12 protein-coding genes are annotated in these 14988 nt (G+C 73.8%); 8 read left to right on the top strand and 4 right to left on the bottom strand.

Going from position 1 to position 14988, the window contains the following annotated elements:
- Positions 1–114 precede the first annotated feature (114 nt).
- Complete coding sequence (locus ACRYM2_RS20595; RefSeq protein WP_432524306.1) at positions 115–1443, bottom strand: extracellular solute-binding protein; 1329 nt, start codon at positions 1441–1443, stop codon at positions 115–117.
- Positions 1444–1669: 226 nt separating this feature from the next.
- On the opposite strand from ACRYM2_RS20595, the gene ACRYM2_RS20590 reads away from it, so the two are divergent.
- From ACRYM2_RS20590 to ACRYM2_RS20580, 3 genes are all read left to right on the top strand, one after another.
- Positions 1670–2431 carry an isoprenyl transferase gene (locus tag ACRYM2_RS20590; protein ID WP_432524304.1) on the top strand — a complete coding sequence of 254 codons (762 nt, stop codon included), beginning with the start codon at positions 1670–1672 and terminating at the stop codon, positions 2429–2431.
- Positions 2432–2725: 294 nt separating this feature from the next.
- Positions 2726–4111: an RNA 5'-3' helicase PhoH2 gene (phoH2, locus tag ACRYM2_RS20585; RefSeq protein WP_432524303.1), complete on the top strand. Its 1386-nt coding sequence runs from the start codon at positions 2726–2728 to the stop codon at positions 4109–4111.
- Positions 4112–4550: 439 nt separating this feature from the next.
- Positions 4551–5297, top strand: coding sequence for an aggregation-promoting factor C-terminal-like domain-containing protein (locus tag ACRYM2_RS20580; RefSeq protein ID WP_432524302.1), 747 nt, complete (start codon positions 4551–4553; stop codon positions 5295–5297).
- A 55-nt stretch (positions 5298–5352) separates the two neighbouring features.
- Here the strand turns inward: ACRYM2_RS20580 and ACRYM2_RS20575 are convergent, their stop codons facing one another.
- A complete protein-coding gene (locus tag ACRYM2_RS20575; protein ID WP_432524301.1) occupies positions 5353–6288 on the bottom strand; it encodes a DUF2470 domain-containing protein in 936 nt (311 codons plus the stop codon).
- Positions 6289–6456: 168 nt separating this feature from the next.
- Between ACRYM2_RS20575 and rpsD the strand changes: the two genes are divergently transcribed.
- Positions 6457–7065, top strand: a complete 609-nt coding sequence (gene rpsD / locus ACRYM2_RS20570) for a 30S ribosomal protein S4 (protein WP_432524300.1) — start codon at positions 6457–6459, stop codon at positions 7063–7065.
- 98 nt (positions 7066–7163) lie between these two features.
- Here the strand turns inward: rpsD and ACRYM2_RS20565 are convergent, their stop codons facing one another.
- Entirely contained in the window at positions 7164–8780 is a 1617-nt protein-coding gene (locus ACRYM2_RS20565) for a Na+/H+ antiporter (RefSeq protein WP_432524299.1), read from the bottom strand.
- 108 nt (positions 8781–8888) lie between these two features.
- The gene (locus ACRYM2_RS20560; RefSeq protein ID WP_432524298.1) at positions 8889–10337 is read right to left on the bottom strand and encodes a class II fumarate hydratase; all 1449 of its coding nucleotides are present in this window, start codon (positions 10335–10337) and stop codon (positions 8889–8891) included.
- Between the two features lie 252 nt (positions 10338–10589).
- Here ACRYM2_RS20560 and ACRYM2_RS20555 point away from each other — a divergent pair, with 252 nt between their 5' ends.
- From ACRYM2_RS20555 to ACRYM2_RS20540, 4 genes are read left to right on the top strand one after another with little or no spacing between them, the layout of a single operon-like run.
- Complete coding sequence (locus tag ACRYM2_RS20555) at positions 10590–11891, top strand: extracellular solute-binding protein (RefSeq protein WP_432524297.1); 1302 nt, start codon at positions 10590–10592, stop codon at positions 11889–11891.
- 5 nt (positions 11892–11896) lie between these two features.
- Positions 11897–12841: a carbohydrate ABC transporter permease gene (locus ACRYM2_RS20550; RefSeq protein WP_432524308.1), complete on the top strand. Its 945-nt coding sequence runs from the start codon at positions 11897–11899 to the stop codon at positions 12839–12841.
- 8 nt (positions 12842–12849) lie between these two features.
- Complete coding sequence (locus ACRYM2_RS20545) at positions 12850–13683, top strand: carbohydrate ABC transporter permease (protein ID WP_432524296.1); 834 nt, start codon at positions 12850–12852, stop codon at positions 13681–13683.
- A gap of 4 nt (positions 13684–13687) precedes the next feature.
- Positions 13688–14944 (top strand): ABC transporter ATP-binding protein, encoded by a 1257-nt coding sequence (locus ACRYM2_RS20540; RefSeq protein ID WP_432524295.1) that lies wholly within the window; start codon positions 13688–13690, stop codon positions 14942–14944.
- Positions 14945–14988: the final 44 nt, after the last annotated feature.

Here is a 14988-nt window from a genome sequence, read left to right as displayed (position 1 = left end):
GGGCGGGGGGTGGGGTGGGGGCGCTGTACGACGGCGCAGTGCGGGGGGCGGGGGGGGCGCGCCGCGGCCCGGGCGCGCCCGCCCCCCCCCCCCCCGCCCCGGGCACCGCGCGGCTCAGGAGCCGATGACCGCGTTCATGGCGTCGGCGAACTGCTGCGGGGTGATCGAGAGGCCGAAGAGCTTCTCGATGTTGTCCAGCAGCGCCTCGGCCGCCGTCGGCGACAGCGCCTGGTCCCAGGACTGGGTGAAGGTGGCCGCCCCGCTGGCGACGTCGTAGACGAACTGCAGCCAGTCGGCGTCCTCGGAGGAGGAGAACTGGCTGTCGGAGCCCTTGACGATCGGCACCGAGCCCACCGAGATCCACGCCTTCGTCGTCTCGTCGGTGTTGAGGCCCTCGGCGAAGTACTTCTTGGCGGCCGTCTTCTCCTCCTCGGTGGCCTTGGAGGACAGCGCGTAGTAGGCCGAGGGGTTGCCGACCGTGTTGCTCGGGTCGCCCGCACCGCCCTCGACGGGCGGGAAGTTCATCCACCCCAGGTGCCCGCCGGTGACGAAGTCGCCGCCGTCGGACTTCATGCTCCCGTACGTCCAGGTGCCGTGGACCATCATCGCGGCCTTGTCGGTGTACAGCAGCGCCTGGTCGGCGTTGGAGTCGGCGGTGATGGAGGCGAAGCCCTTGATGAAGCCGTCGGCGCGCACGAGGTCCTGCAGCCTGGTGAGCGCGTCGATCGAGGCCGGGTGCGACCAGGCGTCCGGCTGGCCGTCGAAGACCGCCTGGAACACCTCGGGGCCGCCGATGCGGTCGTAGAGGAACTCCAGCCACATCATGTTCGTCCAGCGCGACTGCCCGCCCAGCGAGAACGGGGCGATGCCGGCGGCGTTAAAGACCGGCACCAGCTCCATGACCTCGCCCCAGGTGGTGGGGGGCTGCGCGCCGACCTTCTCGAAGACCCGCTTGTTGTAGAAGAGGACGATCGGCGAGACGTCCTCGCACGGCACGGCGTAGACCTTGCCGTCGACCGTGGCGGCGCCGAAGGCGCTCTCGAACAGCTTGTCCTTCAGCTCCGGGGTCTCCTCGAAGAAGGACGTGAGGTCCTCGACCTGGCCGTTCTCGACGTAGTTGCGCAGGCCGCCGCCGCCCCAGGTCCAGATGATCGTCGGGGCCTCGCCGGCGCCGATGGCGGTCTTGATCTTGGCCTTGAAGGCGTCGTTCTGGAACGAGGAGACGGTCAGCTGACCGTCCGGGTTGGCCTCGTTGAAGGCGTCGATGGAGTCGGTGCGGATGCCCTCGGCGGGCTGGCCCGTGAGGATCCAGATGCTGGCGCCGCCCTCGGCGGGTTGCCCGGGCCCCGACGAGCCGCCGCACGAGGCGAGCGCCGGGACGGCCAGGGGTGCCGCCAGGGCCAGGGTGAGGATGGAACGACGGGACGTGGGGGTGCGGTCCACTCTGCTCTCCGTTGCGACGGGCCGCGTGGTCGCGGCTGCCCGCCGGTGACGTCGTCGTCACCGTGACGCGACAGTATGGTCGCGCCCGCAACCGGTCAAGGACGGCTCGCCCGCGCGGGTGCACGGGTCCTGCGCGGCAGCGGCGCCGGCCGGGCGCGGGCGCGGGTGCGCGGCCGGCGGGCACGGCCCGGGGCCGCGGCGGCGGCGAGGTATACGGTGAGCGCCGATGGGCCTCCGCGATCTCCTCTACGGCGCGTACGGGCGGCGGCTGGAACGGTCGCTGGACCCGGACGTCCTGCCGCGCCACGTGGGCATCATCCTCGACGGCAACCGCCGCTGGGCCAAGGCGTTCGGCGCCCCCAGCTCGCACGGGCACCGCGCCGGTGCCGACAAGGTCGTCGAGTTCATGCGCTGGTGCGACGACGAGGGCATCGAGGTCGTCACCCTCTACCTGCTCTCCACCGACAACCTGCACCGGCCGCAGTCGGAGCTGGCCCCGCTCATCGGCATCGTCGAGGACTGCGTCGCCCGCCTGGCCGCGGCCCGCCGCTGGCGGGTGCACCCGGTGGGGGCGCTGGACCTGCTGCCGCCGGCGACGGCGCAGCGGTTGCGGGACCTGGCGCGCGAGACCGCCGACATCGGCGGCGGCGTGGTCAACGTCGCCATCGGCTACGGCGGCCGGCAGGAGATCGCCGACGCGGTCCGCTCGCTGCTGCGCGAGCACGCCGCGCAGGGCACGCCCATCGAGCAGCTGGCCGACGTGCTCACCGTCGACCACATCGCCGCGCACCTCTACACCAAGGGCCAGCCGGACCCGGACCTGGTGATCCGCACCTCCGGCGAGCAGCGGCTGTCGGGCTTCCTGCTGTGGCAGAGCGCGCACACCGAGCTGTACTTCTGCGAGGTCCTGTGGCCGGACTTCCGCAAGGTCGACTTCCTGCGCGCGCTGCGCTCCTACGCCGCCCGAGAGCGCCGCTACGGCGCCTGAGCGCGGCCACCCCTGCGGCGGGACCCCCGGGCGTCACCGCGAGGTCACCGGACGCTCACCCGCCGGCTCACCCGGACGGGCGTGTCCGCTCCCGGCGCGCGGGCCCGGGGCGGATAGCGTCGGCCTCGCCGGGTGGCGCCCGCCGCCCGCTCGGGAGGTCGCCGTGCGAGCTGTCCAGCGCAGCGGGGAGGCCCGGCCCCGGGTCTCCTGCACGGAGCCTGAGGTCCCGGTCCGCCGCCGCTGAGGGAGGCCCGGGCGCGGGTGCGCCCCGGGCACCCGGAACGGGAGACGTTCGTGGTCACCAGCTCCAGCCCCGCCGTGCCGAACACCCCGACCGCCGCGACCACCGCGGCCGCCTCGACCCGCCGCCCGGACCCCGCGCGCAGGACGTTCGTGCTGGACACCTCCGTGCTGCTGTCCGACCCGGCCGCGCTGGGGCGCTTCGCCGAGCACGACGTCGTCCTGCCGCTGGTGGTGGTCAGCGAGCTGGAGGGCAAGCGCCACCACCCCGAGCTGGGCTACTTCGCCCGGGAGGCGCTGCGGCGGCTGGACGACCTGCGCGTCGAGCACGGCCGCCTCGACGAGCCGATCCCCGTGGGCGAGGCCGGCGGCACCCTGCGCGTGGAGCTGAACCACTCCGACGTGGCCTCGCTGCCCTCCGCGCTGCGCAACGGCGCGCTGGCGACGGCGGGGGACACCCGCATCCTCGCCGTCGCCCGCAACCTCGCCGACGAGGGGCACGACGTCACGGTCGTCTCCAAGGACGTGCCGCTGCGGGTGAAGGCGTCGGCCGTGGGGCTGACGGCCGACGAGTACCGCGCCGAGCTGGCCCCCGACTCCGGGTGGACGGGGGTCGTGGAGCTGACCGCGACGGCCGAGGAGGTCGCGGCGCTGTACGAGGGCGGGCGGCTGGAGCACGAGGAGGCGCGCGAGCTGCCGACCAACACGGGGGTCGTGCTCTCCTCCCCGCGCGGGCACGCGCTGGGGCGGGTGGACGCCGACAAGCAGCTGCGCCTGGTGCGCGGGGACCGCGAGGCGTTCGGGGTGCGCGGGCGCTCCGCCGAGCAGCGCATCGCCCTCGACGCGCTGCTGGACGCGTCGGTGAGCATCGTCTCCCTCGGCGGGCGGGCGGGCACGGGCAAGTCCGCGCTCGCGCTGGCCGCCGGGCTGGAGGCGGTGATGGAGCGCCGCGAGCACCGGAAGGTCGTCGTCTTCCGGCCGCTGTACGCCGTCGGCGGGCAGGAGCTGGGCTACCTGCCGGGCACCGAGGCGGAGAAGATGGGCCCCTGGGGCCAGGCGGTCTTCGACACGCTGGAGGCGCTGGTCTCCCCGCACGTGCTGGAGGAGGTCGTCGACCGCGGCATGCTGGAGGTGCTGCCGCTGACGCACATCCGCGGCCGCTCGCTGCACGACTCCTACGTCGTCGTCGACGAGGCCCAGTCGCTGGAGCGCAACGTGCTGCTGACGGTGCTCTCGCGCATCGGGCAGGGCTCGAAGGTCGTGCTCACCCACGACGTCGCCCAGCGCGACAACCTGCGGGTGGGCCGCCACGACGGCGTCGCCGCGGTGGTCGAGGCCCTCAAGGGGCACCCGCTGTTCGCGCACGTGACGCTGACCCGCTCCGAGCGCTCGCCCGTCGCGGCGCTCGTCACCGAGCTGCTGGCCGACTTCGGGGCCTGAGCCGCCGCCCGCCGTCACGCGCGGGGCGGGTGGGACGGGTGGTTCCCGGTGCAGGAGGCGCCTCCGCACCGGGAACCACCGGCGGTGGTTCAGCGTCAAACCACCGCGATCGCTGGATCCGGTGTGAGATGTTCCACAAAAGTCGACAGAACGTCGCTTACCCGTGACCTCTCCGTGACGATCAAGCCCTTCGGCGTTTGCCTTGTCCCCCGTCCGCGGGGCAGCGTTCCCGGCTGACAGCACTTCGAGGCCGTCGACGACCGCGGGCGGGACGCACCGCCGCGGGCGCCGGCGACGTCGACCGGCAGGCCGCTCGCGCGGCCCGCACCGGTCGGCCGGGTCCCGCGGTCACCACCCCCGCCGGGGGCGGGTGACGACCCGTCCGCGAGGTGGACGTGCTCGACCGGGCGTGGGCCGGACGATCGTCGGAAGGCCCGGCTTGCCGCTCTCCCGCCCCAGCGAGCTCACGGACGAGCAGACCAGCACCACCGAGACCACCCTCGAGGACACCCCCCGGGACACCGGCGCCACCGCCCCGGCGAGCCGCCGCGAGCTGCGTGCGCGCAGCCGCCGCCGCTGGTCGTGGATCGCCGCCCCCGGCGTCGTCGCCGTCAGCGCGTCGGTCCTCGCCGGCGCCGCGCTCACCTCCGGCCCGGCCCCGCAGGCCGAGGCGGCCGTCCCGGACCGCCTCCTGCAGGCCGCCGAGCTGCAGCGGCAGACCGCCACCTCCGCCGCCTGGTTCGAGCACCGCCAGGTGCGCGCCGCCAGCGACGCCCGCGTCGAGGCCGAGCGGCTGGCCGCCGAGGCGGCCGCCGCCGCCGAGGCCGCCCGGCTGGCGGAGGAGGCCCGCCGGCTGGCCGCCGAGGAGGCCACCCGCAGCGCCCAGCGCGACCCGCGCCCGCTCGCGCGCACCATGGCCGCCGAACGGGGCTGGGGCGAGGAGCAGTTCTCCTGCCTGGACTCGCTGTGGACCAAGGAGAGCGGCTGGGACTACGCCGCCGACAACCCCACCTCCAGCGCGTACGGCATCCCGCAGGCGCTGCCCGGCAGCAAGATGGCCTCGGCCGGCGCCGACTGGGAGACCAACCCGATCACCCAGATCGCCTGGGGCCTGGGCTACATCGACGCCCGCTACGGCACCCCGTGCAGCGCCTGGTCGCACTCCAAGGCCAACAACTGGTACTGAGCCGCCCGCTGCGCAGCCGCTGAGCGCCCCGCCGCCCGCACGGGCGGTGGGGCGCTCAGCCGTGCAGGCCCGAGCGCGGGCCCGAGCCCCCGCAGGGGCAGGCGAACAGCCGGCACAGCGCGCGCGGCAGCTCGTGCTCGTGGCGCACCGGCTCGGCGAAGGCGGCGCGCAGCAGCGTCGTCGAGGAACCGACGGTGACCAGGACGTCCAGGCCGAAGCGGTCGACGCCCACCACCGCGACCTCGCGGGCCCCGCTCGCCCGCTCCGGCGGCAGGGTGGCCAGCACCCAGCCGACGAGCGCGTCGCGGTGCACGGCCTCGACATGGGTGACGATGCCGTCCTCGTCGTCGTAGAGGGGGTCCGGCGCCGCGGCGGTGAACTCCTCGTCCTCCAGCAGGTGCACGCCGGAGGCCGTCGTCACCCGGACGTCGGCCACCTCCAGGCGCCACAGCCGCCGCGTGGTGCCCACGTCCAGCAGCGCGCCCAGCGGGCGCACCGCGGCGGCGGCCGCCGCCAGGCGCCGCTGGTCGCCCGCGCCGACGGCCTCGACCCAGCCGGTGACGCTCAGGCGCGCCCTCGGCAGCGCCGCCTGCCCCGGCGGCACGTCGAGGACGTCCAGGACGGCGGGCACCCGGTCCCAGCGGTCGTCCGCGTCCACCTCCAGCAGCCGGCGCTGCAGCGGGCTGTCCTCGTCCACCAGCAGCAGCAGCCCGCCCCAGGCGTCGGTGAGGTGCTGCACGGGGTGGGTCTCCGTGCGCGAGCCGGTGCGGCCCCCCTTGCCGGTGCCCGCCCCGGCGCCCGCCCCGGCGTCCCCGCCGGCGTGCCCACCGGCGTGGTGCGGGCAGGTGCCGGGGGTGCGCGGCAGGTGCAGCGTGCCGGCCACGGTGCCCACGGCCAGCGTGCGCGCCCACTGCGCGGGCGTCGGCCGCACCGGCACGGGCGCGGGGCCGGCCCCGGGCGCCGGCTGGGAGGTGGCCGCGGTCGGGGGCACCCCCGCGGAGCCCGTAGAGTGGGGAGCGGTGCGCTCCGAACCCTTCGGTGCCGTGGTCCACCGGGTCACAGTGCCTCCTCGGAGCGCGATCGTCCTGTCCTGTCGGCGGAAGCCGATGTCGAGCACCTCTCGACTGAGGACAGGCTCACCTTACGATCAGGAGAGAGAATGAACAACGCCCGACCCAAGGTGCGCATCAGCCGCGCGCTCGGGGTGGCCCTCACGCCGAAGGCCGCCCGCTACATGGACCGTCGCCCGTACCCGCCGGGCATGCACGGCCGCAAGCAGAAGAAGGCGTCGGACTACGCCACGCAGCTGCGCGAGAAGCAGCGCCTGCGCTTCCAGTACGACGTCAGCGAGACCCAGCTGCGCCGTGCGTACGACCTCGCCAAGCGCAAGCCGGGCAAGACGGGCCAGAACCTGGTCCAGCTGCTCGAGACGCGCCTGGACGCCGTCGTGTGGCGCGCCGGCTTCGCCCGCACCATCTACCAGGCCCGCCAGATGGTCGTGCACCGCCACATCGTCGTCGACGGCCGCCGCGTGGACCGCCCGTCCTACCGCGTCGTGCCCGGCCAGACGGTCGAGATCGCCCCGCGCAGCAAGGCGAAGACCCCGTTCATCGTGGCCGCCGAGGGCGGCTGGAGCGACAACGAGATCCCGGGCTGGCTGTCCGTGGAGCGCCAGGAGCTCACCGCCACGGTGAACGCCCTGCCGGTGCGCGAGCAGATCCCCGTGACCTGCGACGAGCAGCTGGTCGTCGAGTACTACTCGCGCTGACCCGCTGAGCACGCGCCGAGGGCGCCGGTCCCCACGGGGGCCGGCGCCCTCGGCGCGTCCGGGCCCGCACCCCGGCCGCAGCCGCCGGGGCGCCCGGCTCACAACCGCGGCGAGCTGCGGTGCGAGAGCGAGGCCTCGTCCAGGTCCAGCTGGTCCAGCGACTCGCGCACCGCCTCCTCGGCGATCGCGCCCTCCTCCTGGGCGCTCACCAGCGCCTCCCGCTGCGCGCGGATCATCCTGCGCCGCAGCTCCACCCCCGTCCGCGCCGCCCGGCGGCCGTCGGAGGCCCCCTCCTGCTCGGCGTCGTCGGCCTCGCGCAGCGCGGCCAGCTGCTCGGCGCGCTGCAGCACCAGCTCCGCCACGTGCCGCTCGACCGGGTCGTCCGCCTCGTCGAGCGCCCTGGTCAGCTCCTCGCGGCCGGTGCGCGAGGCCAGCTCCCGCGCCCGCCGGCGCTGCTCGTCCAGCCACGTGGTCTCCTCCGGCGCCTCCAGGCGCAGCCGGCGGATGAGCGCGGGCAGCGTCGAGCCCTGCAGCAGCAGGGTCCCCACCGCCACGCCGAACGCCAGCACCTGCAGGTCGGCGCGGTGCGGGAACGGCTCGCCGGCGGCCGTGCGCTCGGGGATGCCGGCCGCCGCGGCGAGGGTCACCACGCCCCGCATGCCGGTCCAGGCGATGACGAGGTCCTCGCGCGGGCTGTAGTGGCGCCCGCCGGGGGAGAAGCGCCCGTGCAGCACCCGGCGCATGAGCACCCCGCCGCCCGCGACCCAGAGCACCCGCACGGCCACGACCGCCGCCAGCACCACCAGCCCCGCGCCGAGCAGGCCCGCGCCGCTGGTCCCCGCGCCGAGGGCGTCCTCGAGCAGGAAGCGGAACTGCAGGCCCAGGTAGGCGAAGACGAAGGCCTCCAGCAGCACGTCGAGCAGGTTCCACACCTCCCGCTCGGCGATGCGGGTGGCGTAGACGGTGCGCACCGCGCGCCGCGAGAGCGCGAAGCCGGCCGCCACGACGGCCAGCACCCCGGAGGTCTCCAGCGCCTCGGCCACCGCGTAGGCGGTGAAGGGCGTCAGCACGGCCAGCGCCGTCATGTTCGCGGGGTTGTGCAGCCGGGTCCGCACCGCGTGCACCAGGCGGCCCAGCACGGCCCCCACGAGGATCCCGCCGGCCGCCTCGAAGAGGAAGAAGAGCACCGGGTCGCCGATGACGGTCTGCGTGCCGGCCACCGCGGCCGTGGCGGTGGAGAACAGCGTCAGCGCGGCGGCGTCGTTGACGAGGCTCTCGCCCTTGAGGGTCGTCAGCACGCGGGTGGGCAGGCCGAGGCGGCCGCCGATGGCCACGGCCGTCACGGCGTCGGGCGGGGAGACGACCGCGGCCAGCACCAGCGCGGTGCCCAGGCCCAGCCAGGGCACCGCCCAGGCCGTCACGGCGCCCACGGCCGCCGTCGTGACGACGACCAGCAGCACGCCGAGGTTGGTGATGGAGCGCCAGCGGCGCACGAAGCCGCGCCAGGAGAAGTCCGTCGTCGTCGAGAACAGCAGCGGCGGCAGGACGACGGAGAGGATGACCTCCGGGGGCAGCTCCAGGCGCGGCAGCCCGGGGACGAAGGACACCGCCGCCCCGGTGACCGCCAGCACGAGCGGCGCCTGCCAGCCGCGCCGCACGGAGACGATCGTCAGGGCGAGGGCGCCCAGCAGGACGAGCAGCAGCTGGGGGAGCACCCGCCCAGTGTCGGGGCGGGTGCTCCCACCGGCGCGCCGGCGCTCGGGCCGCCCGCTCGGGCCTGCCGGTCAGGCCTGCCGGTCAGGCCTGCCGGTCAGGCCTGCCGGTCAGGCCTTCTTCGGCGTCGTCATCGACAGCACGTCGAGGGCCGCGTCGAGCTGCTCCTCGCTGACCTCGCCGCGCTCGACGAAGCCGAGCGCGACCACGGCCTCGCGCACCGTGGAGCCGGTGGCGACGGCGTGCTTGGCGACCTTGGCGGCCGCCTCGTAGCCGATGACCCGGTTGAGGGGGGTCACGATCGAGGGGGAGGACTCCGCGTAGCGGCGGCACTGCTCGACGTCGGCCTCCAGGCCGTCGACGGTGCGGTCGGCCAGCAGCCGCGCCGCGTTGCCGAGCAGCCGCGCCGACTCCAGCACGTTGCGGGCCATGACGGGGATCTGGACGTTGAGCTCGAAGGAGCCGCTGGCGCCGGCCCAGGCGACGGTGGCGTCGTTGCCGACGACCTGCGCGCACACCATGAGCGCGGCCTCGGGGACCACCGGGTTGACCTTGCCCGGCATGATCGACGACCCCGGCTGCAGGTCGGGCAGCCGCAGCTCGCCCAGCCCGGTGCGCGGGCCGGAGCCCATCCAGCGCAGGTCGTTGCAGATCTTGGTGACGCTGACGGCGACGACGCGCAGCGCCCCGGACAGCTCGACGAGGGCGTCGCGCGCGCCCTGCGCCTCGAAGTGGTCGACGGCCTCGGTCAGGGGCAGCCCGGTGTCGGCGGCCAGCAGCTCGATGACGCGCTGCGGGAAGCCGGGCGGGGTGTTGATGCCGGTGCCGACGGCCGTCCCGCCCAGCGGGACCTCCGCGACCCGCACGACGGTGGCCTGCACCCGCTCGATGCCGCGCTCGACCTGGGCGGCGTAGCCGGCGAACTCCTGGCCCAGGGTCACCGGGGTGGCGTCCATGAGGTGGGTCCGCCCCGACTTCACGACGGTGGCGAACTCCCCGGCCTTGCGCCGCAGGGACGCCGCGAGGTGCTGCAGGGCGGGGACGAGCTCGTTCACCGTCGCCGAGGTCGCCGCGACGTGCACGGAGGTCGGGAAGACGTCGTTGGAGGACTGCGAGGCGTTGACGTGGTCGTTGGGGTGCACGGGCGCGCCGAGCCGCTCGGTGGCCAGCGTCGCGATGACCTCGTTGGCGTTCATGTTGGAGCTGGTGCCCGAGCCGGTCTGGAAGATGTCGACGGGGAACTCCGCGTCCCAGCGGCCGGTGGCCACCTCCTCGGCGGCGTCGGCGATGGCCTGCGCGACGTCGCGCTCGAGGACGCCGAGCTCGGCGTTGGCGAGCGCCGCGGCCTTCTTGATGCGGGCGAGCGCCTCGACGTGGGCGCGCTCGAGGCCGGTGCCCGACAGCGGGAAGTTCTCCACCGCCCGCTGCGTCTGGGCGCGCCACTTGGCGGCCGCGGGGACCCTGACCTCCCCCATGGTGTCGTGCTCGGTGCGGTACTCGCCGGCGTCGTCGCTGCTGTGCCGGGCGTCGGGTGCGCTGCGGAGGGCTTCACTGGCCATGGGGCCCATCCTGCCAACTGCCGCGCGCCGGGCGCGCGGACCCTCGTCCGGGGGGCGCGCACCCCCGCCGGAGCCCCGCCGGCGGCCCGCCCGGCCCGTGCCCGATCACAGCCCGCTCACGATCGGCCGCCGCGGCGATCTCCGGGTAGCGGGGTGTGGAGAGCAGGTGTAGGCATGGCGCACAGCAGCCGACGGCGCGGCGACCACCACGGTGGCGGCCGCGCAGGCGACGACGAGGTCCGAGGAGGGGCTGTGGCAGGGAGATGGCGCACCCGCGTCTGCGCGGCGAGCATCGGCATCGCGCTCGCCGGCGGCCTGGCGGCGTGCGGAGGCTCGTCCACGGCGTCGGGGACTCCGACGCTCAACTGGTACATCAACCCCGACAACGGGGGGCAGCAGACGATCGCGCAGGCGTGCAGCGAGGCGTCGGGCGGTGCGTACACCATCGACGTGTCGATCCTGCCCAGCGACGCTGCCGCGCAGCGCGAGCAGCTCATGCGGCGCCTGGCCGGCAACGACGCCTCGATCGACCTCATGAGCCTGGACCCGGTGTTCGTGCCGGAGACCGCCGAGGCCGGTTTCCTCGCGCCGATCCCGGCCGAGCTGCAGGCGGAGCTGTCCGAGGGCGTGGTCGAGGGCGCGGTGCAGGGGGCCAGCTGGAAGGGCGAGCTGGTCGCGGCGCCGTTCTGGGCCAACACGCAGCTGCTGTGGTACCGCAAGTCGGTGGCGCAGGCCGCGGGGCTCGACATGACCAAGCCGGTGACCTGGGAGCAGCTGATCCAGGCGGCGCAGTCGCAGGGCACCGCGATCGGCGTGCAGGGCCAGCGCGCGGAGTCGATGACGGTCTGGGTCAACGCCATGATCGCCTCCGCGGGCGGGCAGGTCATCGAGAACCCGGACGCCAAGGGGCCGGACATCCGCCTGGGGCTGGACACCGAGGCCGGCGCGGCCGCCGCGAAGGTCATGCAGGACATCACCGCGGCCGGTGTCGGCGGGCCCGGCATCGACAACCGCGACGAGGCGGGGACGGCGAACCTGTTCCAGCAGGGCGGGGCGGCGTTCATGGTGAACTGGCCGTTCGTCTACGCCCAGGGCAAGGCGGCCGCCGAGGAGGGCACGATGGACCAGGCCGTCTTCGACGACTACGGCTGGACCACGTACCCGGCGATGAGCGCCGACCAGCCGGCCGCGCCGCCGCTGGGCGGCATCGACGTCGGCGTCGGCGCGTTCACCGAGCACCGCGACGCCGCCTTCGAGGCGCTGCGGTGCATCGTCTCGGCCGAGAACCAGGCGGCGTACATGGTCTCCGACGGCAACCCCGCCGCCCGCGAGTCGGTCTACGACGACCCGGCGGTGCAGGAGGCGTACCCCATGTACGACACGATCCGCACCTCGCTGCAGGCGGCGGCGCCGCGGCCGCAGACGGCCTACTACAACGAGGTCAGCCAGGGCATCGCCGACCAGTGGCAGCCCGTCGCCTCGGTGGACGAGGGCACGCCGGCGGCGGCGCAGGAGTACATCCAGCAGGTGCTGCGAGGGGAGAAGCTGCTGTGAGCACCATGCAGACGCGCACGGCGGGCGACGTCTCCGTCACCTCGCCGGCCCCCAAGCGGGGGCGCAAGAGCGACAAGTCGCGCTCCGAGGCCCGGCTGGGCTGGTACCTGGCGGGGCCGGCGTTCGTCATCCTCGTCGCCGTCACCGGGTACCCGATCCTGCAGGCGCTCTACGAGTCGCTGTTCAGCTTCCGCCTCACCGCCCCCGACGACCGGGAGTTCGTGGGGCTGAAGAACTACGGCGTCATCCTCACCGACTCCCTGTGGTGGCGGGCGCTGGGCAACACCGCCCTCATCACCGTCGTCACCGTCGCGGTGGAGCTCGTCATCGGCTTCGCGCTGGCGATGGTGATGCACAAGGTGCTCGGCTGGCTGCGGCCGATCGTGCGCACGGCGATCCTGGTGCCCTACGCCATCATCACCGTCGTCTCCGCCTACGCCTGGCAGTACGCGTTCGGCCTGACGACGGGGTTCATGAACACCCTGCTGGGGCTGGGGGACTTCGACTGGTTCGCCAACAAGTGGACGGCGCTGACCGTCATCTGCCTGTCGGAGATCTGGAAGACGACCCCGTTCATCTCGCTGCTGCTGCTGGCGGGCCTGGCGCAGGTCCCCTCGGACATGACCGAGGCCGCGAAGGTCGACGGGGCGACGGCCTGGGAGCGGTTGTGGCGGGTGACCCTGCCGAACATGAAGGCCTCCATCATGGTGGCCCTGCTGTTCCGCGCGCTCGACGCGTTCCGCATCTTCGACAACGTCTACATCATGACCAACGGCGCCGCCGGGACGGAGACGGTCTCGTCGGTGGCCTACAACCAGACCATCAGCCGCCTGGAGATCGGTCTCGGCTCGGCGGTGTCGGTCCTGCTGTTCGTCTGCGTCCTGCTGATCTGCTTCATGGCGATCAAGGTGTTCAAGGTCGACCTGGCCCGAGCGAGGGGAGAAGGCTGATGGGTGCCATGTCCACCAAGGAGAAGACCGCCTGGTACCTCGGCGCCCTCCTCATCGTCCTGTACGCCGTCGTCCCGGTGGCCTACATCGTGTCGATGAGCTTCAAGTCCGAGGCGGCGCTGTCGGACAGGAAGTTCTTCCCCTCCGACGCGACCTGGGCCAACTACGACGAGATCTTCGCCGGCAACGGCTCGGACCTGTTCCTGCCGGCGCTGCGCAACTCGGTCATCACCTGCCTGATCGCCACCCTCATCGCCGTCGTGCTGGCCATGTTCGCGGCCTACGCGATCGCCCGCCTGGACTTCCCCGGCAAGCGGATGGTCCTCACCTCGGCGCTGGCCGTGGCGGTGTTCCCGGTCATCACGATGGTGACCCCGCTGTTCAACCTGTGGCGCCGGGTCGGCCTCTACGACACGATCCCCGGCCTCATCATCCCCTACCTGGCGCTGACGCTGCCCATCTCCATCTGGACGATGTCGGCGTTCTTCCGCGGCATCCCGTGGGACATGGAGCAGGCCGCCCAGGTCGACGGCGCCACCAGCTGGCAGGCGTTCCGCAAGGTCATCGTCCCGCTGGCCGCGCCGGGCGTCTTCACCACCGCGATCATCGCGTTCTTCATCGCCTGGAACGACTTCGTCTTCGGGCTCTCGCTGACCTCGACCTCCCGGGCGCAGCCGGTGCCGGCGGCGCTGTCGAGCTTCACCGGGTCCAGCTACTTCGTCCAGCCGACCGGCGCCATCTCGGCGGCGGCCGTCATCGTCACCATCCCCGTCGTCCTGCTGGCGCTGGTGTTCCAGCGGCGGATCGTCGCGGGTCTCACCAACGGCGCCGTGAAGGGTTGATCGCATGTCCCGCATCGAGCTGAAGAACATCGTCAAGAAGTACGGGGACGGCTTCCCCGCGGTGAACGACGTGAGCCTGGACATCGCCGACGGCGAGTTCGTCATCCTCGTCGGCCCCTCCGGCTGCGGGAAGTCGACGCTGCTGCGGATGGTCGTCGGTCTGGAGGACATCACCTCCGGCGACCTGCTCATCGACGGCAAGCGCGTCAACGACCTCGCTCCCCGCGACCGGGACCTGGCCATGGTCTTCCAGAACTACGCGCTCTACCCGCACCTGACGGTGGGGGAGAACATCGCCTTCCCGCTGCGGCTGAACCACTCCAAGGTGCCCGAGAGCGAGGTCCGCGAGCGCGTGCAGCGCGCCGCGGACATGCTCGAGCTCAACGACCACCTCGACCGCAAGCCGGCGAACCTGTCCGGGGGGCAGCGCCAGCGCGTGGCCATGGGGCGCGCCATCGTGCGCGACGCCAAGGCGTTCCTCTTCGACGAGCCGCTGAGCAACCTGGACGCCAAGCTGCGCGGGCAGATGCGCACCGAGATCGCCCGCATGCAGCGCTCGCTGGGCACGACGACGCTCTACGTCACCCACGACCAGACCGAGGCGATGACCCTCGGCGACCGGGTGGCCGTGCTGCGCAAGGGCGTCCTGCAGCAGGTGGCGAGCCCGCGCGAGCTGTACGAGCAGCCCGTCAACCTGTTCGTGGCCGGGTTCATCGGCTCCCCGCCGATGAACTTCCTGCCCGCGCGGGTGGCCGGCGACCGCCTGCAGCTGCCGTTCTGCGAGGTGCCCCGGCCGGCGGCCGTCGGCGCCGAGCACGACGGCAAGCTGCTCATCGTGGGGGTGCGCCCGGAGCACTTCGACGACGCCGAGGTGACCGACGCCCCCTCGGGCGCGGTGACCTTCCAGGCGCAGGTCGACGTCACCGAGTGGCTGGGCAACGAGCTGTACGCCTACGTGCCCTTCGAGGCCGCCGCCGAGACCCGCGAGCAGCTGGCCGAGCTCGACCGCGAGCTCGACGGCGAGAGCATGCGCAGCCAGCTCGTCGTCACGCTGGACGCGATGAGCGCCGTGCGCGACGGCGACACCGCGCACCTGTGGTTCCACCCCTCGCGCATGCACGTCTTCGACCCGTCCTCCGGGCGCAACCTCACCCGCGACGAGGAGAAGGCGGTCAAGATCGGCCAGCAGGCCGAGGCGCTGCGCAAGCGCTCCCTGGAGCGCGCCCGCGCCCAGCACGCCCAGACGCCCGCCCACGTCTGAGGCCGCGTCCCCGCTCCGGCGGTGATCTCGCGCGGTGCACCGCG

This window comes from Kineococcus aridisoli (assembly GCF_050871885.1).
Classification (GTDB): Bacteria; Actinomycetota; Actinomycetes; order Actinomycetales; family Kineococcaceae; genus Kineococcus.
Note: the sequence above shows the minus strand (reverse complement) of the source record. Positions and strands in the feature narration are given on the sequence as shown.